General features: G+C 60.9%; 18 protein-coding genes and 1 tRNA gene. 11 read left to right on the top strand and 8 right to left on the bottom strand.

Translation table 11 applies throughout. The features are described 5' to 3' along the window. The first annotated feature begins 113 nt into the window (after positions 1–113). The 5 genes from dinB (at position 114) to RAN89_RS08575 (ending at position 9,620) form a co-directional block, all read left to right on the top strand. Positions 114–1,382, top strand: a complete 1,269-nt coding sequence (gene dinB, locus RAN89_RS08595) for a DNA polymerase IV (protein ID WP_313869366.1) — start codon at positions 114–116, stop codon at positions 1,380–1,382. A gap of 219 nt (positions 1,383–1,601) precedes the next feature. Beyond that, entirely contained in the window at positions 1,602–3,161 is a 1,560-nt protein-coding gene (locus RAN89_RS08590; protein ID WP_313869169.1) for a methyl-accepting chemotaxis protein, read from the top strand. A 36-nt stretch (positions 3,162–3,197) separates the two neighbouring features. Then, the gene (locus RAN89_RS08585) at positions 3,198–5,813 is read left to right on the top strand and encodes an EAL domain-containing protein (protein WP_313869168.1); all 2,616 of its coding nucleotides are present in this window, start codon (positions 3,198–3,200) and stop codon (positions 5,811–5,813) included. 106 nt (positions 5,814–5,919) lie between these two features. Then, positions 5,920–6,969: a TRAP transporter substrate-binding protein gene (locus RAN89_RS08580; protein ID WP_428984502.1), complete on the top strand. Its 1,050-nt coding sequence runs from the start codon at positions 5,920–5,922 to the stop codon at positions 6,967–6,969. Next, entirely contained in the window at positions 6,933–9,620 is a 2,688-nt protein-coding gene (locus tag RAN89_RS08575) for a bifunctional diguanylate cyclase/phosphodiesterase (protein ID WP_313869166.1), read from the top strand. The genes RAN89_RS08580 and RAN89_RS08575 overlap by 37 nt, the downstream gene beginning before the upstream one ends. A 72-nt stretch (positions 9,621–9,692) precedes the next feature. Here the strand turns inward: RAN89_RS08575 and queF are convergent, their stop codons facing one another. Genes queF through yaaA form a run of 3 tightly spaced genes read right to left on the bottom strand, consistent with a single transcriptional unit; the run spans position 9,693 to position 12,254 of the window. Then, complete coding sequence (queF, locus tag RAN89_RS08570) at positions 9,693–10,538, bottom strand: NADPH-dependent 7-cyano-7-deazaguanine reductase QueF (RefSeq protein ID WP_313869165.1); 846 nt, start codon at positions 10,536–10,538, stop codon at positions 9,693–9,695. A 9-nt stretch (positions 10,539–10,547) separates the two neighbouring features. Next, positions 10,548–11,453: an alpha/beta fold hydrolase gene (locus RAN89_RS08565; RefSeq protein WP_313869164.1), complete on the bottom strand. Its 906-nt coding sequence runs from the start codon at positions 11,451–11,453 to the stop codon at positions 10,548–10,550. A gap of 27 nt (positions 11,454–11,480) precedes the next feature. Then, positions 11,481–12,254 carry a peroxide stress protein YaaA gene (gene yaaA / locus RAN89_RS08560; protein WP_313869163.1) on the bottom strand — a complete coding sequence of 258 codons (774 nt, stop codon included), beginning with the start codon at positions 12,252–12,254 and terminating at the stop codon, positions 11,481–11,483. 153 nt (positions 12,255–12,407) lie between these two features. On the opposite strand from yaaA, the gene RAN89_RS08555 reads away from it, so the two are divergent. From RAN89_RS08555 to moaC, 3 genes are all read left to right on the top strand, one after another. Further along, positions 12,408–13,784 (top strand): esterase-like activity of phytase family protein, encoded by a 1,377-nt coding sequence (locus tag RAN89_RS08555; RefSeq protein ID WP_313869162.1) that lies wholly within the window; start codon positions 12,408–12,410, stop codon positions 13,782–13,784. Between the two features lie 138 nt (positions 13,785–13,922). After that, complete coding sequence (locus RAN89_RS08550) at positions 13,923–14,804, top strand: MaoC family dehydratase (RefSeq protein ID WP_313869161.1); 882 nt, start codon at positions 13,923–13,925, stop codon at positions 14,802–14,804. Positions 14,805–14,872: 68 nt separating this feature from the next. Continuing rightward, entirely contained in the window at positions 14,873–15,391 is a 519-nt protein-coding gene (gene moaC, locus RAN89_RS08545; RefSeq protein WP_138516496.1) for a cyclic pyranopterin monophosphate synthase MoaC, read from the top strand. Between the two features lie 16 nt (positions 15,392–15,407). Here moaC and RAN89_RS08540 read toward each other — a convergent pair whose 3' ends face one another. Next, complete coding sequence (locus tag RAN89_RS08540) at positions 15,408–15,716, bottom strand: DUF1330 domain-containing protein (RefSeq protein WP_313869160.1); 309 nt, start codon at positions 15,714–15,716, stop codon at positions 15,408–15,410. 188 nt (positions 15,717–15,904) lie between these two features. Between RAN89_RS08540 and RAN89_RS08535 the strand changes: the two genes are divergently transcribed. After that, complete coding sequence (locus RAN89_RS08535; protein ID WP_313869159.1) at positions 15,905–18,958, top strand: valine--tRNA ligase; 3,054 nt, start codon at positions 15,905–15,907, stop codon at positions 18,956–18,958. Positions 18,959–19,039: 81 nt separating this feature from the next. Here the strand turns inward: RAN89_RS08535 and RAN89_RS08530 are convergent, their stop codons facing one another. From RAN89_RS08530 to cysM, 3 genes are all read right to left on the bottom strand, one after another. Continuing rightward, entirely contained in the window at positions 19,040–19,267 is a 228-nt protein-coding gene (locus RAN89_RS08530; RefSeq protein WP_313869158.1) for a sulfurtransferase TusA family protein, read from the bottom strand. A 30-nt stretch (positions 19,268–19,297) separates the two neighbouring features. Continuing rightward, complete coding sequence (locus tag RAN89_RS08525) at positions 19,298–19,849, bottom strand: NUDIX hydrolase (protein ID WP_313869157.1); 552 nt, start codon at positions 19,847–19,849, stop codon at positions 19,298–19,300. 74 nt (positions 19,850–19,923) lie between these two features. Continuing rightward, positions 19,924–20,826, bottom strand: coding sequence for a cysteine synthase CysM (gene cysM / locus RAN89_RS08520; RefSeq protein ID WP_313869156.1), 903 nt, complete (start codon positions 20,824–20,826; stop codon positions 19,924–19,926). 39 nt (positions 20,827–20,865) lie between these two features. Here cysM and RAN89_RS08515 point away from each other — a divergent pair. Together RAN89_RS08515 and RAN89_RS08510 are read left to right on the top strand one after the other, a co-directional pair. Next, positions 20,866–20,950 (top strand) — tRNA-Leu (locus RAN89_RS08515). Positions 20,951–21,080: 130 nt separating this feature from the next. Continuing rightward, on the top strand, positions 21,081–21,797 hold the full coding sequence (locus RAN89_RS08510) for a phosphatase PAP2 family protein (protein ID WP_313869155.1): 717 nt from the start codon (positions 21,081–21,083) through the stop codon (positions 21,795–21,797). On the opposite strand, the gene RAN89_RS08505 is transcribed toward RAN89_RS08510, so the two are convergent. Beyond that, positions 21,749–22,678, bottom strand: coding sequence for an SDR family oxidoreductase (locus tag RAN89_RS08505; RefSeq protein ID WP_313869154.1), 930 nt, complete (start codon positions 22,676–22,678; stop codon positions 21,749–21,751). The two genes, RAN89_RS08510 and RAN89_RS08505, sit on opposite strands and share 49 nt — an antisense overlap. Between the last annotated feature and the right edge of the window lie 23 nt (positions 22,679–22,701).

Raw genomic sequence — 22,701 nt, 5'->3', positions numbered from 1 at the left:
CGTTTGTGCAGCGCTATGTAGTGTTTTGGACGCCGCGGATATCCCCGTGACCATGATATCCCAGCCGCTGGACAGGAGGCTTACGACTCCTCGGGCTTGATATCCTCGTGGACATGCAAGCTGAAAAGTCGCCCTCATCCCTTGTGCGCCGCATTGCGCACCTGGACATGGATGCGTTTTATGCGTCAGTGGAGTTGCTCCGCTACCCGCAGCTCAAGGGGCTGCCGGTGGTCATAGGCGGCGGGCGGCGGCATGCGGATGACGCGCTGCTGGTCAAACACGCAGACACGCCGCTGCACAAAATTCCGGTCGCCGATTTCCCGCTTTTGGGGGGCTACACAGGAAGAGGCGTCATCACCACCGCCACGTATGCCGCCCGGCAGTTCGGCGTGGGCTCGGCCATGGGGCTCATGAAGGCGGCCAAGTTGTGCCCGCAAGCCATTCTGTTGCCGGTGGACTTTGCGCAGTACCGGCACTACTCCCAGCGCTTCAAGGCCATCATCACAGACATAGCCCCGGTCATGGAAAACCGCGGGGTGGATGAGGTGTACATCGACTTCACCCACGTGCCCGGTGGGCAACGCCAGGGCGGGCGCGTGCTGGCGAGGCTGATCCAGAAGGCGATTTTTGATGACACGGGCCTCACCTGCTCGGTAGGCGTGGCCCCCAACAAACTGCTGGCGAAGATGGCCAGCGAGTTCAACAAGCCCAACGGCATTGCCATCGTACATGAGGAGGATCTGGAGTCCATGATCTGGCCTCTGGCTTGCCGCAAGATCAATGGTATAGGCCCCAAGGCGGACGAAAAGCTCAAAAAGCACGGCATAGAAACGATTGGCCAGCTCGCCTCACAAGAGTTGCAGTGGCTGATGGACACCTTCGGCCCACGCACCGGAGCCTGGCTGTTTGCTGCCGCCCACGGTAGGGACGACAGGCCGGTGGAAACCGAGAGTGAGCCGGTAAGCATGAGCCGCGAGACCACGTTTGACCGCGACTTGCACGCGGTGCGGGACAAAGCAGAGCTGGGCGCCATCTTTACCCGCCTGTGTGAACAAGTGGCGGAAGACCTGCAGCGCAAGGGCTACCGCGGAAAAACCGTGGGAATCAAACTGCGATTTGATGATTTCAAAAGCGTGACCCGAGACATCACGGTGGACTACTTCACGGCTGACGCCAAAGACATACGCCGCATTGCGGGCCTGTGCCTCAAGCGCGCGCCATTGCAAAAACGCCTGCGTCTCTTGGGCGTGCGTGTAGGCGCACTGCTCAGTGAGGACGAGGCGCTGGAACACACGAAAAACAAGCCTTCAGCGCCCATGAGGCATGCACATACAGCTACGAAAAATATAGCAAATGACCCTCTGACGGGTCAGCTTTTTTGAGGTGATCCGGGGACAGGCATGCATCACCCGCCACCCTCACAGCCCCAAGGGAAATTGCCCAGATCAAGTTTCCAGCCGGCAATTGACCTAAGTCAATCAGCCCGCAGGGACGTGCTATTTCCGGGCTTTAGAGAATTGACTTCAGGACCCGCCCTGAGGCCAAATGGATACAAAAGGGAGCTTCTAGCTTAAAACCACGTGTAAAGGGAGAGAGTCGACATGCGCGTCAATTTGCCGGTCAGCCAGCGGGAATACGACTACCCATCCGACAGGATGCTGGTATCGATGACAGACACCAAAGGAATCATCACCCACTGCAATCATGCTTTTGTGGAGACCAGCGGATTCAGTTACGAGGAGCTGATAGGTCAAAACCACAACCTGGTACGCCACCCGGACATGCCGCCAGCGGCCTACCGTGACATGTGGAACACGATAGGACGCGGGCATCCGTGGACAGCGTTGGTCAAAAACCGTCGCAAGGACGGAGACCATTACTGGGTGCAGGCGAATGTCACGCCTATCCTGGAGAACGGCAAGCCCAAAGGCTACATGTCCGTTCGCATCAAACCCAGCCGGCAGGATATCCAGGCAGCTGAGGCTCTCTACGCGCAGATGCGGGAAGAGGAAAAGTCCGGCAAGACCACCATCTTCCTGCGCGGTGGCCAAGTTCGTTACCAGGGATTGCGCGGTTGGGCCGGGGCTGTGGGGCGCATGACACTGACAGCGCGGCTCGGTGTGGCTCTCGGAATCATGGTCTTGCTGGGCATGTCGCCGCAGTTGATGGGGCTGCAGCCGGACACCTTGTTTTGGACCGAGCTTCTTTGCTTGCTCGCCGGTGCTGCCGGTGTGATGACCTGGTTCCAGATGCGCTTCTCCTCAGCCATCAGGGCTGCAGAGGAGTTCGCCTATGACTTGGCAGGCTGTAATTTGAGAACCAGCGTGGCGGGTGACTATCCACCCCCGCTGGGAAACATGATTGCAGCGCTGCGACAGATCCAGATCAACCTTCGTGCCGTGGTGGGGGATGTGCGTGAGGAGATTACCAATCTGGGCCGCTCTGCGGCAGAGATTGCTTCAGGAAGCATGGACCTGTCGGCCCGCACAGAGGCACAAGCCAGCAGCCTGGAGGAAACTGCGGCCTCCATGGAGGAACTCTCCAGCACGGTAAAACAGACCGCAGACACCGCAGCCCGGGTCTCCGAGCAGAGCGCTCGCAGCTCCCAGGTTGCCACAGAAGGAGGCGAAGCGGTCCATCACGTGATTGCCGCGATGGAGCGCATTGATCAATCCTCCAGCAAGATGCGGGACATCATTACCGTCATTGAGGGCATTGCCTTCCAGACGAATATTCTCGCGCTCAATGCTGCCGTAGAAGCCGCGCGTGCCGGGGAGCAAGGCCGGGGCTTCGCTGTCGTGGCCTCAGAAGTGCGGGCTCTGGCCCAACGCAGTGCCACCGCCGCCAAGGAGATACGCGAGCTGATTGCCCAATCGTCCGAGCAGATTTCCGAAGGTTCCAGTCAGATGAAGAACGCTGGGCGCACCATCGACGCGGTGGTTGCCAATGTGCAGGAAGTCGGCAACCTGATCCAGATGATCACCAGCGCCACCAAAGAGCAGGCCATTGGAATCTCTCAGGTCAATGAAGCAGTCACCCAACTGGATACGGTGACCCAGCAGAACGCCGCCCTGGTGGAAGAGTCTGCGGCCTCCGCTGACGGGCTCAATGACAGCGCCTCTTCCGTGGCGCGTGCGGTGCAGGTCTTCCAGCTACCATAGAAACTTGAACACACCACGCGCCGAACGTTCCCCCCCATGCCCGACAAGTTCCTGCGCACGCTGCAACAACATGATTTGATTCGGTTGCTGGAAGGAGTGCCGGTCCCGCTGTTCGTGAAGGACGCGCAGGGTCATGTCGTCTACGTCAACCAGTGTTGGCGTGAATCCATGGCTCCTGCGCTGGGGGGTGCACCGACGGACCGAGTCGGTGACATCCTGAGTGAAGAGCAACTTGTTTTCTTTCACCGCCGGGATCTGGAAGCATTCGGTACGGGAAGCGCAGTCACCCATGAGGATGTGCTTCAAGTCGGTTATCAGCACGATGCGCGCCACACCCTGACCACCCTGGTCCCCCTGTTTGACAACCAAGCACAACCCCAGTTCATTGTGGGGTCCACGGTCGATATCACCGAACAACGCCAACTACAGCAACAGAATGCGGCAGAGCGCGGCCTGTTGGAGATGCTGGCCTCTGATGTGCCCTTGCAGGACATCATGTCGGAGTTCATCCTGCGCTACGAGGCCATATTCACCGGCGTGATGGGCTCGGTGCTATTGATGGACGAAGAAGGCAAGCACCTGAGACATGGCGCTGCCCCGAATCTCCCCATCGAATACTGCAAAGCTATAGATGGCGGCGCCATCGGCCCCTCGGCGGGATCCTGCGGCACTGCAGCATTCACCGGCAAGGAAGTCCTTGTTTCGGACATCGCAAATGATCCCTTGTGGGCTGCCTACAAGGAACTAGCTTTGAGCCATGGGCTGCGGGCCTGCTGGTCGGTGCCCATCCGGTCCACCAAGGGCAAGGTGATCGGTACCTTTGCCAACTATTACGGCGTAGCCCGCATTCCGTCTGACTCTGAACTCCAGTCGGCACGCCGAAGTGCCTACCTGCTCAGCCTCGCGATTGAAAACGACTTGAATGACCGGCAGATCCGGCAGGACCGCCAGGCCATTGAAGAAGCGGGGCTCTATCGCCAGGCCATCCTCGACAGCATGGTTGACGGCTTGGTCACGCTGGATCTAAATGGGCGCATCCACACTTTCAACAATGCCGCCTGCCGAATGATGGGGCGTGACCCCGAGGCACCCCGCCCGCAGACGCTCAGCGAACTGTTGGGCACGCAACTTCCGCTCAATGCACAAGGACACCTCGAGTTGCTGAGCACGGTGGATGGCATTGAAGGCGCAAGCGCCGAGGTCACCGGACGGCATGCCAACGGGGCCATACGGCCCATCAGCGTGTCTGCCTCACGCATACCGCACACCGAGCACGATACCTTTGTGGTGACGCTGCGGGACATTACCCAGCAGCGCCAGGACGAAGAAGAAATCCGCCGCCTCGCCTTCTACGACCCGCTCACCGGCTTGCCCAACCGGCGCCTGCTGATGGACCGGGTGCGCCAGGCCATGGTCAATAGCGCGCGGCTGGGTCAGCATGGCGCGCTGATGTTTCTGGACCTGGACCATTTCAAGCTGCTCAATGACACCCTGGGCCACGATGTGGGGGACGAACTCTTGCAGCAAGTGGCCTACCGCCTGCGCAACTGCGTGCGCGAAGGCGACAGCGTGGCGCGTCTGGGCGGCGATGAATTTGTGGTGCTGCTGGAAGGCTTGAGCGAGAACCGCACTGAGGCCGCCAACCAGGCAGAAGTGGTGGCCCACAAGATTCTGGACGCACTGGCACTGCCCTACAGCCTGCGCGGTCACGGCTACAACAGCACCCCCAGTATCGGCATTGTGGTGTTCATGGAAGACCATGAAACCATGGACGACTTGTTGAAGAAAGCCGATGTGGCTATGTACCAGGCCAAGGCAGCCGGCCGCAACACCGCCCGATTCTTCGACCCGGTCATGCAAGCGGCGGTCACGACCCATGCCGAGCTGGCGAAAGAGATTCGTCTGGGCCTGCAACGACACGAGTTCGTGCTGCACTACCAAGTGCAAATCGACGGACAGGGCCGTTGCACCGGTGCAGAAGCCCTGGTGCGCTGGAACCACCGGGTGCGCGGCTTGGTGTCGCCCGCCCACTTCATTCCGCTGGCCGAAGAGACCGGCATGATCCTGCCACTGGGCGAATGGGTGATGGAGTCCGCCTGCCAACAACTGGTGGAGTGGAGCCGCAACCCCATGACCGCCCACTGGACCCTCGCTGTCAACGTGAGTGCCTCGCAGCTGGCGCAACCCGAATTCGTGGCCAGCGTGCGAGAGGCACTGCAACGCTCCGGTGCGCCGGCCGGTCAGCTCAAGCTGGAACTGACAGAGAGCATGCTGGTGGACGATGTGGAAGACATCATCGTCAAGATGATGGCGATCAAGGAGCTGGGAGTGAGCTTTTCGCTCGATGACTTCGGCACAGGCTATTCGTCCCTGTCGTACCTCAAGCGTCTGCCCCTGTCGCAACTCAAGATCGACCAGTCCTTTGTTCGCGACGTACTGACTGACCCTAGCGATGCGGTGATCGCTCGCACCGTGGTCGCACTGGGCCAGAGCCTGGGTCTGACGGTAATTGCGGAAGGCGTGGAAACCGCTGAACAACGCGATGCGCTGGCCGCGATGCAATGTGATGCCTTCCAAGGCTATTACTTCGGGCGCCCGGCGCCCGCTGATGCATTGATCTTGTCCGCTGGGACCCAAAATCTGAATCTGTGAAGGTTTTCACATAAAACTTTGCTCCTTGGCGTTAGGATGAAACCTGCAGATCAGCAGGAGGCGTACTGTGGAGAAAAAACTAAGCCCCCGCACGTTGTTGGCTTGGATGTTGGTACTCTGGACTAGCCTTGCGCAGGCTTGGGCTCAGGCCGCGCCACCAGCACCCGCGGGCGGACAACGCTTGCGCATCGTGGGCGGCTTGGCGGGCATACACCAGTACGTGCGCAATGAGGAGCCTTTCTGGACCCAAGAGCTGTCCCGTCTGACCGCAGGCAAATACAGCGCAGAGATAGCTCCTTTTGACCGGTCCGGAGTTCCTGGTGAAGAAATGTTGCGCTTGATGGAACTCGGCGTCGTGCCCTTCGGCACTGCGCTCATGAACCTGTCCTCCGCTCAAAACCCCATGTTGGGGGCGATAGACCTGGCAGGCTTGAACCCCGACATCGCCAGCCTGCGCCGCAACCTCGCCGCGTACCGCCCCTATTTGCAAAAGATGCTGCGGGAAAAACATGGGGTGGAACTGCTGGCTGTATATATCTACCCGGCGCAAGTGCTGTTCTGCAAACGCCAGTTCAGCAGCCTGCTGGATCTTGAAGGTCGGCGCATCCGTGTTTCCTCACCCACCCAATCCGACATGGTCGCTGCGTTGGGCGGAGTGCCCGTGCTGGTGGGATTCAGCCAGATCGTGGCGAATATGCAGTCCGGCAACACCGAGTGCGCCATCACCGGCACCATGTCCGGTTACACCATCGGTCTGCATGAAGTCACCGAGTATTACCACCCCATGCCCATCAGCTGGGGCTTGGCACTTTTCGGCGCCAATCTGAATGCTTGGAACGCACTGCCTGCAGACTTGCGCGCAGTGCTGGGGCGCGAAATACCCAAGCTGGAGGCCAACATATGGGCCGAGAGCGAACGTGAAACTGCCGAAGGACTTGCCTGCAACCGAGGCGATGCGTCCTGCACAGGTACACGCAAAGGCCAAATGAAAGAAGTCGCTCCTTCCAAGAAGGATGCTGAAAGAATGCAAGAAATCCTGCGCTCAGTGGTGATTCCGCGCTGGATGCAACGGTGTAACCAGCGCTGCAAAGACATGTGGGACAACACCATCGGCAGCGTATGGACCGCCGCGCCGCCCGGCGCCGCCACTCGCTGATGCCACAACGCTACTCCAAGGCCACTTTGTCTGCCGTCGTGGTGACGGTGGCCTTGATTTTGTCAGTAGCCGCCGCCACCACGCTGCTGGCCAGAAACCTTTACACCGGTGCCATCACGGATGGCAAATCGCAAGCAGACCGCTTTGTCACTGGAGCGCAAGCTGCAGTCAACCGCAGCTTGCTGGGGGTCGATGTGCTGCTGGCCAGTCTGAGCAGTCTGCTCAATCTGGACAGCATGCAGGCCGACTGGCTGGAGGGGCCGCTGGCCGGCAAACTGATTCAGGGTGCCACCCGGCAAAACCTGTTGGTGCGCAATGTCTGGCTCATGGACGCGCAAGGAACAGTCGTCGCCAGCTCCGAAAGCCAGGGTGCGGAGACCAACCCTGAGACACCACCGAGCTTTGTGAGTGAGGCCATCAACGTGCCGGTGTCTACCCTCATCATCAGCCAGCCGGTGATCAGCCCGCGCAGTGCGGAGCAGGTCTTGTTTTTCGGGCGGCACCTGAAACTGGCCGATGGCAGCAAGCTACTTGCAGTGGCGGAGGTACCAGTCAACCTGATCACCACCATCCTCGTGCAAGGGGCCGACATCAGCCAGCTGGAAGCCACCCTGGAGCGGGGGAACGGGCAACTTCTGGCCAGCATGCCGGCACAGGACGCGCTGAACGGCGTCATCCTCAACCCGGCTTTGGGTAGCAACGCCAGTGTGAACGCCCGGGAAATGCAGTCGCGCATCCAGCAGCGCCCTGCCCTGGTGGCCTCGCGCCCCATGCTCTATAACGACCTGCTGATCACGGCCAGCATTCCCATGGAAACCGTCATGGCAGATTGGCGCTTCCAGGTGCGACTCATCGGTCTGGTGGGACTGGCCTTCAGCCTGTTCCTGGCCGGGGCAGGCTTTGCCGCGGTGCGCTACCTGCAGAGCATGGGCCGCGCCCAGCGCTCCATCAGCGACGCCAAGGCCACGACCGACCGCGCCCTTGAATCCATGGAGAGCGGCTTTCTGCTGCTGGATGCCCAGCGCAAAGTCGTGACCTGGAACCGGCGCTACCTGGAGATGTACCCATGGCAGGCGGGTGAGATCAAGGCAGGCGCTTCCTTCGAGAAGATGCTGATGGTCACGGCACTGGAAACCCTGGGCGATGTGCCGGAAGAGGCCAGAGTGCAGTGGGTGGCCAACCGCATGTTGCTCATGTCGCAAGGGGTGCACAGCCACGAGCGCGAGTTTCCCAACGGCCGCATCATCGAAATCACGGAGCGTGGCACACCGGATGGCGGCGTGGTCATCGTCTACCAGGACGTGACCCGCCTGCGCCGTGCCAGCGCCGAGATCGAGCAGCTGGCTTTCTTCGACCCCCTCACCGGCTTGCCCAACCGTCGGCTGCTGACCGACCGGCTGCAACAGGCGCTGGTGGCCACCGTGCGCAGTGGCCGGCATGGCGCCCTGTTGTTCATGGACCTGGACCACTTCAAAACGCTGAACGACACCCTGGGGCACGATGTGGGGGACCTGCTGTTGCAGCAAGTGGCGCAGCGCGTGAAAGGCTGCGTGCGCGAAGCAGACACGGTGGCGCGGCTGGGCGGTGACGAATTTGTGGTCATGCTCTTGGACCTGAGCCCGGACGCCGCGGAAGCCGCCCGCCAGACCCGACTGGTGGGCGACAACGTGCTGCGATCCATCAACGAGCCCTATACGCTCAAAGGCAAGCACTACCGCAGCTCTTGCAGTCTGGGTGCAGCCATGTTCGGCGATAGCCAACAGAATGCGGCTGAGCTGCTCAAACAAGCGGACATTGCGATGTACCAGGTGAAAAACACCGGGCGCAATGCGCTGTGCTTCTTTGACCCTGGCATGCTAGCCATCATCGAGGCCCGGGCCAACCTTGAAAACGATCTGCGCCGCGGCATCAGCGAATCCCAGTTTGAGCTGTACTACCAGTTGCAGGTCACTGACAACGGTACACCGGTAGGCGCCGAGGCCTTGATCCGCTGGCACCACCCGTTGCGCGGCATGGTGATGCCGGCAGAGTTCATCAGTCTGGCGGAAGAGACCAACCTGATTCTGCCTATGGGCCAGTGGGTACTGGAGCAGGCGTGCAAACAGTTGGCCGAGTGGCAAGCTACCCCGGAGACAGCGGATTTGCAGCTGTCGGTGAATGTGAGTGCCCGCCAATTCCGGCAAGCCGAATTTGTGGAGCATGTGCGTGCCACGCTGCGCGCCAGCGGTGCCCGGGCCAGCCTGCTGAAACTGGAACTGACCGAGAGTCTGGTGCTGGACAACGTGGACGACACTGTAGAAAAAATGCACGCACTCAAGTCACTGGGTGTGCGCTTCTCCATGGACGATTTCGGTACCGGCCATTCGTCGCTGGCCTACCTCACGCGCCTGCCGCTGGACCAGCTCAAGATCGACCAATCCTTTGTGCACAACATCGGACTGCAGGCTACCGACTCGATGATCATCCAGACCATCATCGGCATGGGGAACAACCTGGGATTGGAAGTGCTGGCCGAGGGCGTGGAAACCGAAGCCCAACGCGCCTTCCTGGCCGCGCACGGCTGCCACTTGTGCCAGGGCTACCTGTTCGGGCGACCCCAGCCGGTAGATGCCTTCAACGGCGGGTTGATTTCTGAAGAAATCACTGCTTAGCGCACACCGGCTGTGCGCTAGCAGCTACTGTTTCAATAGCAAATACATGCCGGCGACCTGCCGGCAACAGGGTCACTGGCGTGCAGTGCGGGTGTTGGCAGGCAGCGCCTGTGGGTGGCTGGTCCGGAAAGGGTTGATATCCAGCCCGCCGCGGCGCGTGTAACGGGCATACACCGTGAGCTTGGTGGGGTGGCAGCGGCTCCAGATATCCATAAAGATGCGCTCTACGCACTGCTCATGGAACTCATTGTGGTTGCGATAGCTGATCAGGTACTGCAGCAGGCCTTCCTGATTGATCTGCGCGCCGGTGTAGCTGATCTGCACGCTGCCCCAGTCCGGCTGGCCGGTCACCAGGCAATTGCTCTTGAGCAGGTTGCTCACCAGCACTTCACTCACCACGCCCTCTTCGGCCGGCGCGGTGTTCAGCAGTTCCGGCGCGGGTTGGTAGCGGGTGCACTCCACGTCCAAGCGGTCCAGGTTCAGGCCGTCGAGCTCATACACCGGCTCGCGGTCAAACTGGTCGGCCGCTATCAGGCGCACCCCCACCGACTGCACGGGCCCGCCGCGCCAAGCGGCTTCTGCAATGTCGGTGCGCAGGCGCTGCAGCACGTCGGAAGCGTCAGCAAACTGCGTGTTGTTGAAGCTGTTGAGGTAGAGCTTGAAGGACTTGCTCTCGATGATGTTGGGCGACTCGGCAGGAATAGTGAAGTGCACCAAGGCCACTTGGGGCTTGCCACGTGTGTTGAGCCAGCTCAGCTCAAACGCAGTCCACATGTCGGCGCCGAAAAACGGGGCCGCGCCGGTAATGCCGATCTCGGCACGCTTGCCTGAGCGGGGAATGGGGAACAAAAGCGAGGCGTCGTACTGGTCAACATACGCCGACGATTTGCCGAGTTGGGATTGTTCAGGGGTGTTCATGCGATGTTCTCAAGCTGCTGGGTGGGCCGTGATGTGGGACAAGAGCGCGGCCAGAATGCGGCGCACCGGTTCCGGGGGCAGATCGTGCCCCATGCCTTCAATGGTCACCAGCTTAGCACCGGGTATGCGGCGCGCCGTGTCTTGGCCGCAGGCCAAAGGCACCAGCGGGTCGGCAGTTCCGTGCACCACCAAAGTAGGCGCCGCAATGCGCCCCAGCAGTGCTGCCCGCGCATGGTCGGATACCACGGCCACCATCTGCCGCAAGGTGCCCACGGGATAAAACGCCCGCTCCACCCCACGGGTGATGCGTGCTCGCAAATCCGCTTCCGGCAATGGGAAGGCCGGGCTGCCGATGGCGCGGAATAGCGCGAGGGAATGCTCAATCACGGCGGACTTGCTGCTGCCTGTTGGGCGACTCAGCATGGCGCGCAGCACCTCGGGGGTGGGACCCGGCAGGCCCTTGGCGCCGCTGCTGCTCATGATGCTGGTCAGGCTCAGCACCCGCTGCGGCACCGCCAGTGCCACGCGCTGCGCAATCATGCCGCCCATGCTCACGCCCACCACATGGGCTTGGCGCACCCCCAAAGCGTCCAGCACGCCGATCGCGTCTGCTGCCATATCGCTCAAGGAGTAAGGGGCTGCAGGCGTAAAGCCCAGCTTGTACTGCAGGCTGGCCCACATCAGGTTGGGCTTTCCTGCAGCATCCATACGGGTGCTCAGGCCCACATCGCGGTTGTCAAAACGGATGACGCGGTAGCCCGCATCCTCCAGCCCCTGCACCATGTCGGTCGGCCAGGCGATCAGTTGCAAACCCAGCCCCATGATGAGCAGTACCGCCGGCTTGGCCGCGAACGACGCGTCCTGCGTGACGCTGTCTTCGACTTCGATTTCGATACCATTCGCTCTTATTTTCATAGCTGCTCGCGCAAATTCAACGGGCGCTCAGGCCTGTTTTCTTCTAAAAACCAGCCGCTCGGGCGTGGACTCTTGCGCAGCAAAGGCGTAGCCGTCCACATCAAAGCCCCTGAGCTGCTCGGGCGTACTCAGGCGGTGCTCAATGGCATAGCGCGCCATCAGGCCGCGCGCCTTTTTGGCAAAGAAGCTGATGATCTTGTAGTTCCCGTCTTTGTATTCCTGGAACACGCACTCCACCACCCGGCCCTTCAAGGCCTTGAGGTCCACCGCTTTGAAATATTCGTTGGAGGCCAGGTTGACCACCACGGGCGTGGTGTCGACTTTCAAGCGCTTGTTCAGGTAGTCGGAGAGCTGGCTGCCCCAGTAGTGGTAGAGGTTGCTGCCGTGCGGGCCCTTCAGGCCGGTGCCCATTTCCAGGCGGTAGGGCTGCATCAGGTCCAGCGGGCGCAGCACACCGTAGAGGCCACTCAGGATGCACACGTGCTCTTGGGCCCACGCCAAGTCATCGGCGCCCAATGTCTTGGCATTGAGGCCGTCGTACACATCGCCGTTGAAAGCCAGCACGGCCTGGCGTGCATTCTTCTCGGTGGCTTTGGGCGACCAAGCCGCGTAGCGCGCCACATTGAGGGCAGAAAGCTTGTCGCTCAGATCCATGAGCCCGGCTATGTCCTGCGGCGAATACGCACGCAACAGGCTGATCAATTCCTTGGACTGCTTGACGAACAGAGGCGCGGTATGGGGCTGCCCATTCAAGGGCGTTTCATAGTCCAGCGATTTGGCGGGAGAAAGCAAAAACAACATGGCAATTCGGGGCTGCGCGAGGCGAGCCGACCAGTTTATCGCTAAGGCTTATGTCGCACAGATCGCAGGCGTGAAGGCCCGTGCAAGCGTCACGGTTTCTTCATATGCGCGGCTTAGTCTCGGCGCCTTCTTCAACCGGGAACCTTGACCACCATGAACGCTTTCTCCCCCACCCGCCTTGCAGCCGCGCTTGCACTGGCTGTGACCGCCTTCAGCGCCTCCGCCCAAACGGAAGTCACGGCCGTGCTGGCCGGCCACGCCGCCCTGCCCGCCTCCACCACGGTGGAAGCGCCCAAGTCCGCCGGCCCGTTCTTTGAGACCGCCGGCAAGTTCAACGCGGCGAACCGCCAGCGCACCGAGGCACTGGGCAGCATTGACGGCATCAGCTTTGTGGGCGACCCCAAGTACCCCCGCAAGTCCGGTGGCAGCTTGCCCATCAAGGGCCAATCCGTTCAAGGGTTCTCCGGCATCGTGTCGCTGGGCAACAGTGAATTCCTGGTGCTGACCGACAACGGCTTCGGCAGCAAGCTCAACTCGCAGGACGCGTTGCTGATGGTGCACCACGCCAAAGCTGACTGGGCCAAGGGCGAAGTCACCCGCCTCAAGACCACTTTCCTCCAAGACCCGGACCGCAAAGTGCCCTTTGCCATCCAGAACGAAGCCACCGCAGAACGCTTCCTGACCGGTATCGATTTCGACCCTGAATCCATCCAGATCGTGGGTGACGAATGGTGGATCGGTGACGAGTTCGGCCCCTATGTGCTGCGCGTGACCCCCCAAGGCAAGGTGCTGGGTGTGATCGAAACCGTGGTGGGCGGTAAGGCTTACCGCAGCCCCGACCACTACATGAACGGCCGCTTGCCCAACTACCCCGGCGAGGCCAACTTTGAAGTGCGCCGTAGCGGCGGCTTCGAGCCCATGGCCAAGTCTTTGGACGGCAAGACCCTCTACCCCATGTTTGAGTGGCCTCTGTGGGACGCTACCACCAAGGCCCAAGAAATGCACAAGGGCAAGCCCTACACCCGCATTCTGGAACTGGACGCCGCCAGCAAAACCTACAGCACCCGCCAGTGGAAGTACGCGTTTGAAGAAGCCGGCAATGTGGCGGCCGATTTCCAGATGCTGAGCGCTACCACTGGTCTGGTCATCGAACGCGACGACACGACCGAAGGCTCCGGCAACGTCTGCAAGGACGAGCCGCGCACCGACTGTTTCACCCGCCCTGCCAGGTTCAAGCGTGTCTACAAGATCGATTTCGCCCAGACCGACGCCGATGGCTTTGTGAAGAAAGTGGCCTTTATTGACCTCACCAAAATCGCCAACCCCAACCGGCTGGCCAAGCGCGGGCCGAATGAGGAAACTTTTGTGCTACCCCACCTCGGACCTGAAGGCCTGACCGTGGTGGACGCCAAGCACATCGTGGTGGTGAACGACAACAACTTCCCCTACTCCAGCGGCCGCACTCTGGGCAAACCGGATGACAACGAGTTGACCCTGCTCAACATCCAGGCGCTGATCGACGCGAAGTAAACAAGGCCCCCACGCTCCGCCGCTGCGCGGGTCACTGCCCCCCTAGGGGGCGCATTTTGCTTGGGAGCGGCCCGGCGCAAAACGGGTTCTCTCCCAGTGAAGCGTGTGGGCGGCGGTGCCATGCACAATGGCGGCACCATGCCTCTTACTACTTCGCCCCCCGTTTCTCTGGCGTTTTCTTCCCGGCCCCGCAATGCCGGGGCTTTGTTCCGCAGCCTGCTGGCGGGGCGTCCGGCGCAGGCCGCACCGGATCAACTTTCCATCGCCATCGATGCCCACTGGCACGGTGCTCAAGCAGACGCAAGGCGGCTGAAGCAGTACCGAGAAGTGTGCGGGCTCACGGATGTCGGCTTTCTGCCCCCGCTCTACCTGCACGCCATGGCCATGCCCCTGCATATGGCGGTCATGAGTCACCCGCAGTTTCCCCTGCGTCTGCTGGGCCTGGTGCATCTGGCCAACAGCATGCAGTGCCTGCGCCCCATCGGAGACTTTGAAACCTTGGACATGGACTGCCAGCTCCATGGCATAGAGGCGACCGAACGCGGCCAGACCTTTACTTTGCATACCCGGCTGCAAACTGCGGGCGAGACGGTATGGACCGAGACCAGCACCTTTCTGGCCCCCCTGCCCCGCAACGGGAAGCGTCAACCACCTGACGATCTGCCCGACTGGGGCAGCCCTGTGGCTCGCTGGGAGGTGGCAGGCAACGCCGGGCGCCGCTTTGCGGGCCCGTCCGGTGACTGGAACCCCATCCACATGAGTGCTTTCACGGCACGCCTGTTCGGCTACCCACGGGCGATTGCGCACGGCATGTTCAGTGCTGCCCGCTGCCTAGACTTGCTCTGCCGCGACCTGCCCGCTTGCGCCCCCCTGCACATCGACCTGCGCTTCAAGCGCCCCCTGTTGATTCCTGGCGAAGTGGCCTTACATACCCGCCAAGAGGCAGATAGCACCCGCTTTGTGCTGAACGTGCTGCCGCAGGGCGAGCCGCATATCGAAGGCACCTTGCGCAGGCTGTAAGCCCGCACAGCACCCGGCCCGGAAGCTGCCCGCCTCACCCATCATTGATTGCGAACGAGGAAACCACCATGAGCAACCCCGCAGATGCAGGCTCCGCCCTGACCCATTTCGACAACAAAGGCGATGCCCACATGGTCAATATCGCCGGCAAACCGTTGACGCACCGCAAGGCAGTAGCGGGCGGGCGCATCCAGATGCAGCAACACACGCTGGACCTGATCCAGAACGCGCAGGCTGCCAAAGGCGATGTGCTGGGCGTTGCGCGGGTGGCCGGCATCATGGCCGCCAAGAAAACCAGCGACCTGATTCCCCTGTGCCACCCCATCATGCTCACTCGGGTGGCTATCGAATTTGAAGTGATTCACGCCACGGCCACCACCCCGCCCGCCATCCAGTGCTTGGCCATTGCAGAAACCACCGGCGGCACCGGCGTGGAAATGGAAGCGCTGACCGCGGTGCAGGTCACCCTGCTCACCATTTACGACATGTGCAAGGCCGTCGACAAAGGCATGGTCATGACCGACGTGAAGCTGCTTGAAAAGCACGGCGGGAAGTCGGGCACCTACCTCGCCCCGCCCACCGCCTGACCTCGCTGCAAGCCGCTTAGTCCCCTGGCTGCGCGCCCTCGTAGCCCTCGATCAGGATCAAGTCGATCACCGACACGTCTTTGCGCAGGGTGATGGCGGCTTGGTATTCGGGCGAATGCCAGCAGTCCACCGCCGCCTGGTAGCTGGGGAATTCGATCACCACGTTGCGGCTGCGGCTCTCACCCTCGGGGTTCTCAAAGCGCCCGGCGCGCACCAGAAAGCGGGCGCCGTACTTTTTGAACGGCGCGGCGTTCGCGGCCTGATACGCCTTGTAGGCCTCGGGGTCGAACACTTCTACACGGCCTATCCAGTAACCCTTGGGCATGTTTGTCTCCTGTGGAATGCTGCGCAACAGTGTAGAAGATGCCGCCCCCGGCTGCCCCGTGCACGATTGCAAATGAAATATACCCCTAGCGCTCGTTGAATATGCGCCAATAGCTATCAAAAGCATAGCAAATACCGGGGTATCACCCTGCACCGGTAAAATCGCCGCTCGCTCTTAGAAGAACCTCCATGTCTGACAACGCCAACACCCCCATTGCCGCCCCCACCGCCCCCGAACAACCGGGTCTGCAATCCCTCTCCAAGTCGTTTGAACCCGCTGCGCTGGAAGCGCACTGGGGCCCTGAGTGGGAAAAGCGCGGCTACGGCATCGCCGGCTTCCGCGGCACCAGCGCGCCGGATGCGGCGGCGGCTGCACAGGGCAAAAACTTCTCCATCCAGCTGCCGCCCCCCAACGTGACGGGCACGCTGCACATGGGCCATGCGTTCAACCAGACCATCATGGACAGCCTGACCCGCTACCACCGTATGGCCGGTTTCAACACCGCATGGATTCCGGGCACCGACCATGCCGGCATTGCCACCCAGATCGTGGTGGAGCGCCAGCTGCAAGAGCAAAAAGTCAGCCGCCACGACCTGGGCCGTGAGGCTTTCACCAAGAAGGTCTGGGAGTGGAAAGAAAAGTCCGGCAACACCATCACCACCCAGATGCGCCGCATGGGCGACAGCGTGGACTGGAGCCGCGAATACTTCACCATGGACCCCAAACTGTCGCAAACGGTCACCGAGACCTTTGTGCAGCTCTACGAGCAAGGCCTGATCTACCGCGGTAAGCGCCTGGTGAACTGGGACCCGATCCTGATGAGCGCGGTGTCGGATCTGGAAGTGGAAAGCGAAGAAGAAGACGGCTCGCTATGGCACATCCGCTACCCGCTGGTGGACACGGATGGCACCCTTGCGGCTGCCGGGCTTCCGGCTTCCATCACCGTGGCCACCACCCGCCCTGAAACTATGCTGGGCGACGTAGCTGTGATGGTGCACCCCGAAGACGAGCGCTACACCGCGCTGATCGGCAAGCAGGTCACCCTGCCCCTGTGCAGCCGTACCATCCCTGTGATTGCGGACGATTACGTGGACAAGGCCTTTGGTACCGGAGTAGTGAAGGTCACCCCCGCGCACGACCAGAACGACTATGCCGTCGGTCAACGCCACAAGCTGCCCATGATCTGCGTGCTGACCCTGGACGCCAAGATCAACGAAAACGCCCCCGCTGCTTACCAAGGCCTGGACCGCTTTGTGGCCCGCAGGAAGGTCGTGGCGGACCTGGAAGCCGGCGGCTTTTTGGTGGAGGTGAAAAAGCACAAGCTCATGGTGCCGCGCTGCGCCCGCACCGGCCAGGTGATTGAGCCCATGCTCACCGACCAGTGGTTTGTCGCCATGAACCAGGTGGGCAAAGGCGACGCCACCGGCAAGTCCATCGCCCAAAAAGCCATCGACGCGGTGCAAAGCGGCGAGGTGAAATTTGTGCCCGAGAACTGGGTCAACACCTACAACCAGTGGATGAACAACATCCAAGACTGGTGCATCAGCCGCCAACTCTGGTGGGGCCACCAGATTCCCGCGTGGTACGACGAAGAAGGCAACGTTATTGTTGCCCGCAATGAGGCTGAGGCACAAGCCAAAGCTCCGGGCAAAACCTTGCGCCGTGACGAAGACGTGCTCGACACCTGGTACTCCAGTGCGCTGGTGCCCTTCAGCACAATGGGTTGGGGCAACGACGGAGCCAGTGGGCGTGCCGGGCACGAACCGGGCGATTTGGCGAGCGCAGCGAGTATGAGCACGGGGGTGTCCGGCACGCCCACTGGCGGTGCCAAAGCCAACAGCCTTGCAGACTACGACCTGTACCTCCCCAGCAGCACGCTGGTCACCGGCTACGACATCATCTTCTTCTGGGTCGCCCGGATGATCATGATGACCACACACTTCACCGGCCGCGTACCATTCAAACACGTTTACATCCACGGCCTGGTCCGCGACGCGCAGGGCAAGAAGATGAGCAAGTCCGAAGGCAATGTGCTCGACCCCGTGGACTTGATCGACGGCATCGCACTCGCCCCGCTGCTGGACAAGCGCACCACCGGCCTGCGCAAGCCCGAAACGGCACCTGCTGTGCGCAAAAACACCGAGAAGGAATTCCCCGAGGGCATTCCCGCCTACGGTGCCGATGCGCTGCGTTTCACCTTTGCCGCGCTCGCATCATTGGGCCGCAGCATCAACTTCGACAGCAAGCGCTGCGAGGGCTACCGCAACTTCTGCAACAAGCTGTGGAACGCCACCCGCTTTGTGCTGATGAACTGCGAAGGCCAAGACTGCGGCCTGATGGAGCACACCAAAGAACAATGCGCACTTGGAGGCGTTGCACATGGCTACCTGGAGTTCAGCCAGAGTGACCGCTGGATCGTTTCGCTGTTGCAAAAGACCGAGGCTGACGTGGCCCAAGGCTTTGCCGACTACCGCCTGGACAACGTCGCCAACACGATTTACGACTTCGTGTGGAACGAGTTCTGCGACTGGTACCTGGAAATCGCCAAGGTACAAATCAACACCGGCACTGATGCGCAAAAACGCGCCACTCGCCGCACCCTGATCCGCACCCTGGAGACCATCCTGCGCATGGCACACCCCATCACGCCCTTCATCACCGAAGAGCTGTGGCAAAAGGTGGCGCCCGTCGCGGGCCGTAGCGGTCCCTCGATCTCGATTGCGGCCTACCCTGTCAGCCAGCCCGAGCGCATTGACGAAGCCGCGATTGCGCACGTCGCCAAGCTCAAGCAACTGGTGGACGCATGCCGAAACCTTCGTGGTGAGATGAACGTATCGCCCGCGACCCGCCTGCCTTTGTATGTGGTGGCCCAGACAGAGGCCGAGGGTGCCTTCCTGCAATCGTCTTCCGCCGTGCTGCAGGCATTGGCCAAGCTGAGCGAAGTCAAGCTGTTCGACAACGAAGCTGCATGGCAAGCCGCAGCTCAGTCTGCCCCTGTAGCGGTGGTGGGCGAAGCCCGCGTGTGCCTGTTTGTGGAAGTGGACGTGGCGGCCGAAAAGCTGCGCTTGGGCAAGGAAGTGACTCGCTTGGAAGAGCAGATTGCCAAAGCCAGCACCAAGCTCAACAACGAGGCTTTTGTCGCCAAGGCGCCTGCTGCCGTGCTGGAGCAGGAACGCAAGCGCGTGGCCGACTTCGCCGCCACCTTGACCAAGGTGCAAGAGCAATTGGCTCGTTTGGGCTAAAGCCAAGTTTGCCGGTGCGCCAGCAGGCAACAAAAAAGCCGGCTTCAAGCCGGCTTTTTTGTTAGTGCGCTGATCGCAATGTCAGCGTCGCCGCAGCACGTGGATGAACATGGTGCCTACGGTTTGCTGATCCAGGAGTTCATGCCCGGTCTGCTTGGTGAAAGCCTGGAAATCGCGCAACGAACCGGGGTCAGTAGCCACCACCTTGAGGGTCTGTCCGCTGTGCAACTCGGCCAGCGCCTTCTTGGCTTTCAGGATAGGGAGCGGGCAATTCAAACCGCTGGTGTCAATTTCTTTGTCGAAGTTCATGCAGGCTGCTTTCTGGCGTTGGAACTGATTTTAGTCGGCCCGTTGCTCGATGTCTTTGCGCCACACCGGATCAATGAACTCCGGCTCATGGCCGCGAGACCGCAAAAATTCTGCAAGTGCATAGCCGGTGCCGGCAGGCCAGCATTTCACGTCCTGCAGGTCATAAAGACGGTAATCCACCAGTTCTGGGCTGAGCTTCACCTCCCCGTCGCACACTGCGTGGTAGGCAATGATGACCTGGTTCATGCGCTGGAAGTCATACACCCCCAAGAGCTTGAGGGCACTGGTGTGGAGGTTGGTCTCTTCCGCGATCTCCCGCGCAATGCCCTCCTCGGGCGTTTCGCCGGCTTCCATGAAGCCGGTGATCAACGCGTACATTTTGCCGGGCCAAGCCGCATTGCGGGCCAGCAGCACCTGCCCGCGGTACTCAATCACGGCCGCCAGCACGGGCGTGGGGTTGTTCCAATGGGTGAAGTCGCATGACGGGCACCGCAGGCGTGTTTTGTCACCTCCGTCTTCGGCCAGGGTGATCTCAGCCAATGGTGTAGCGCATTGCGGGCAAAACTTGAAAACTGCTGACATGGAAGCCTTTGCTATTGTTTCAGGAGCTGCCCGCGCAATATCCACGAGCGCCAATGGCTGATTTACCTTCAATATCAGGCGGGGAAAACGCCGGTAGACAAGTAACGGTCGCCGCGGTCGCAGACGATGAAAACGATCACCGCATCACGCTCGCGCTTGGCGATTTCCTGTGCCACCCAGCATGCACCGGCGGCAGAGATGCCACCGAAAATGCCCTCTTCGCGGGCCATGCGGCGGCACATGTCTTCGGCGTCGCCCTGGCTCACATAAATCAGCTCGTCAACGTTAGACGGGTCGTAAATCTTGGGCAGGTATTCCTGCGGCCACTTGCGGATGCCGGGAATGCGCGAGCCTTCAGAGGGCTGCGCGCCGATGATGCGAATGGCAGGGTTCTTCTCTTTCAGGAAGCGGGAGACACCTGTGATGGTGCCTGTAGTGCCCATGGCGCTCACAAAGTGGGTCACACGCCCGCCGGTTTGTTCCCAGATCTCAGGGCCGGTCGTTTCGTAATGGATGCGCGGGTTGTCGCCATTGGCGAATTGGTCCAGCACCCGACCTTTGCCCTCACGTTGCATCTGTTCTGCGAGGTCTCGCGCGTATTCCATGCCGCCGCTCTTGGGCGTGAGAATGAGCTCAGCACCGAAGGCCTTCATGGTCTGCGCGCGCTCGATGGACAGGTCCTCGGGCATGATCAAAATCATGCGGTAGCCCTTGACCGCAGCAGCCATGGCCAGCGCAATGCCAGTGTTGCCTGAGGTGGCCTCAATCAGCGTGTCACCGGGCTGAATGTCGCCGCGTTCCTGAGCGCGCTGAATCATGGAGAGTGCGGGGCGGTCTTTCACCGAACCCGCAGGGTTGTTGCCTTCAAGCTTGCCCAGCAACACATTGTTGCGGGCGAGGTTGTCGGTAGCCTGAATGCGTTGCAGGGCTACCAAAGGTGTTTTTCCGATTGCTTCTTCAATAGTTGGATATTTCATGCCATAAATGTGCCATAATTCGAGCTTCACGAAATACCTGCCCAGGTGGTGAAATTGGTAGACTCAGGGGACTCAAAATCCCCCGCCGCAAGGCGTGCCGGTTCGAGTCCGGCCCTGGGCACCAGATTAAAGCCGAATGTTCTTGCAACATTCGGCTTTTTCTTTGTCGGCTGGTCCACTTGCAATGTCCTGATCCGGCGTATGCCCGAAATGGCTTGCATCACAATCTGCTTTTTGTGTACGTCCCACACACCATGTCAATGCACTCCACAGAAGATCGCACACCTGCCCTGTTCTGGAAACTGGTGGCGGCTTCGATTTTGGTGGCACTGATACCCACCCTCTGGCCGGCGCTGGATCTTCGCGCGGCGGCTCTTTTCGCCGGCGCCACACCCACCATTGATTCAGTCAACTGGTGGTGGGTGGAATGGATCAATGCCTTGATGCCAGCCGCATTCCGGACCATGTTGGCCATTTGCGCAATCGCATGGCTCGTCTCGCACTTTGCGCAGCGATGGAAGGCGTGGCGCTTGCCGCTGGCTTTTGTGGTTTGCGCCGGCATTGCCGGACCGGGTGCGGTGGTTAATTGGGGTTTCAAAGAGCACTGGCAACGGGCACGCCCCTACCAGGTCGAAAATTTTGGCGGCACCCAGCAGTTCACCCGAGCCGCGGTGATAACAGACCAGTGCGACAACAACTGCTCTTTTGTCAGCGGGCACGTGGCCTGCGGCTTCTTCTTCAGCAGCCTGATGTTGATCCATGCGCGCAGGCGCAAGTTGTGGTTGGTGGTGGGAACTGTTTCCGGACTTGCCATCGGTTTCTCCCGCATGTCAGCGGTCGCCCATTGGTTGAGCGATGTGCTGTGGGCCTACCCGATCACGCTGATGAGCAGCTGGCTTGTCTGGCAGCTGCTTCTGAAGCCCTACGGGCTGAAGCGCACAGACACCAATCCGGCAGCCACATCCGGGTAACGCAATCGCAACCGAAGCTCAGTCTTCATGCGCCGGTTGTCGACTCGGCGCGACTCACTCATGAAGCTCAACAACATCACAGGCAGCTGCTTTTGAGCACTGTCTCGTGCCACTCGGGGCGGGCGTGGCAAACCGTACAAGTCTGCCGCCATGTCGAAGTAATCCCCCATCTTCAGTTGGGTGTCGTCGCTCACGTTGTAGATTCGCTGGGGAGCGCCAGCCCATAACGCCCTCAAGCAAGCGCGGGCCAGGTCATCCGCATGAATGTGGTTGGTGTACACGTCATCCTGCGGCTGGAGCACAGGCGTACCTTTTTGCAACCGGGCACGCGGCGTCCCACCTTCCCGGTCCGGCGCGTAGATGCCCGGAATACGCAACACAGCGATGGGTGTACCCGTTGCCTTGCCCCATGTGCGCAACACTGCTTCTGCATGCACACGGCGCTGCGCACGAGGGGTTTGCGGGGATACAGCGCGCGTCTCGGCGACCCATTCACCGGAGCAATCACCATAGACCCCTGTGGTCGAACCATAGACCGCGGAGTGCAAGGGAGTGCGCAATCGAAGTACCTGCGTTAAGGCTGAGGCGCGCGGATCGCTCCATCCCTCCGTGGGTGGCGGCGCCAGATACATCAAACGGTGCCCCAAGCCTGCCAATCTTCTCAGGCTGGACGCTTTATCCAGATTGCCCAGCAAAGGCGTCACACCGGCTTTACGGAGCTCAGCAATGCGCTCTTCGCTGGAGGTGAGCGCCATCCAACGAATGTGAGAACCGGACTGTCGAATGGCGCGCATCGCCACATCGCCGCAACCGACCACCAGCACACGCTGTCGTCTGAACCGCGCCGGGAGCGCACCGAGGGGGGATTGGTTTGAAGGCAAAATCGAGGGTTGTTGACAAAGCA

The organism is Rhodoferax mekongensis (assembly GCF_032191775.1).
Classification (GTDB): Bacteria; Pseudomonadota; Gammaproteobacteria; order Burkholderiales; family Burkholderiaceae_C; genus Allorhodoferax; species Allorhodoferax mekongensis.
The sequence above is the reverse complement of the archived record's forward strand: the minus strand, read 5'-3'. Positions and strand labels throughout refer to the sequence as shown.

Excerpts from the sequence above, each read along its gene's own strand:
- dinB (WP_313869366.1), top strand. The coding sequence starts at position 114 with ATGCAAGCTGAAAAGTCGCCCTCATCCCTTGTGCGCCGCATTGCGCAC.
- RAN89_RS08590 (WP_313869169.1), top strand. The coding sequence starts at position 1,602 with ATGCGCGTCAATTTGCCGGTCAGCCAGCGGGAATACGACTACCCATCC.
- RAN89_RS08585 (WP_313869168.1), top strand. The coding sequence starts at position 3,198 with ATGCCCGACAAGTTCCTGCGCACGCTGCAACAACATGATTTGATTCGG.
- RAN89_RS08580 (WP_428984502.1), top strand. The coding sequence starts at position 5,920 with ATGTTGGTACTCTGGACTAGCCTTGCGCAGGCTTGGGCTCAGGCCGCG.
- RAN89_RS08575 (WP_313869166.1), top strand. The coding sequence starts at position 6,933 with ATGGACCGCCGCGCCGCCCGGCGCCGCCACTCGCTGATGCCACAACGC.
- queF (WP_313869165.1), bottom strand. The coding sequence starts at position 10,538 with ATGAACACCCCTGAACAATCCCAACTCGGCAAATCGTCGGCGTATGTT.
- RAN89_RS08565 (WP_313869164.1), bottom strand. The coding sequence starts at position 11,453 with ATGAAAATAAGAGCGAATGGTATCGAAATCGAAGTCGAAGACAGCGTC.
- yaaA (WP_313869163.1), bottom strand. The coding sequence starts at position 12,254 with ATGTTGTTTTTGCTTTCTCCCGCCAAATCGCTGGACTATGAAACGCCC.
- RAN89_RS08555 (WP_313869162.1), top strand. The coding sequence starts at position 12,408 with ATGAACGCTTTCTCCCCCACCCGCCTTGCAGCCGCGCTTGCACTGGCT.
- RAN89_RS08550 (WP_313869161.1), top strand. The coding sequence starts at position 13,923 with ATGCCTCTTACTACTTCGCCCCCCGTTTCTCTGGCGTTTTCTTCCCGG.
- moaC (WP_138516496.1), top strand. The coding sequence starts at position 14,873 with ATGAGCAACCCCGCAGATGCAGGCTCCGCCCTGACCCATTTCGACAAC.
- RAN89_RS08540 (WP_313869160.1), bottom strand. The coding sequence starts at position 15,716 with ATGCCCAAGGGTTACTGGATAGGCCGTGTAGAAGTGTTCGACCCCGAG.
- RAN89_RS08535 (WP_313869159.1), top strand. The coding sequence starts at position 15,905 with ATGTCTGACAACGCCAACACCCCCATTGCCGCCCCCACCGCCCCCGAA.
- RAN89_RS08530 (WP_313869158.1), bottom strand. The coding sequence starts at position 19,267 with ATGAACTTCGACAAAGAAATTGACACCAGCGGTTTGAATTGCCCGCTC.
- RAN89_RS08525 (WP_313869157.1), bottom strand. The coding sequence starts at position 19,849 with ATGTCAGCAGTTTTCAAGTTTTGCCCGCAATGCGCTACACCATTGGCT.
- cysM (WP_313869156.1), bottom strand. The coding sequence starts at position 20,826 with ATGAAATATCCAACTATTGAAGAAGCAATCGGAAAAACACCTTTGGTA.
- RAN89_RS08510 (WP_313869155.1), top strand. The coding sequence starts at position 21,081 with ATGTCAATGCACTCCACAGAAGATCGCACACCTGCCCTGTTCTGGAAA.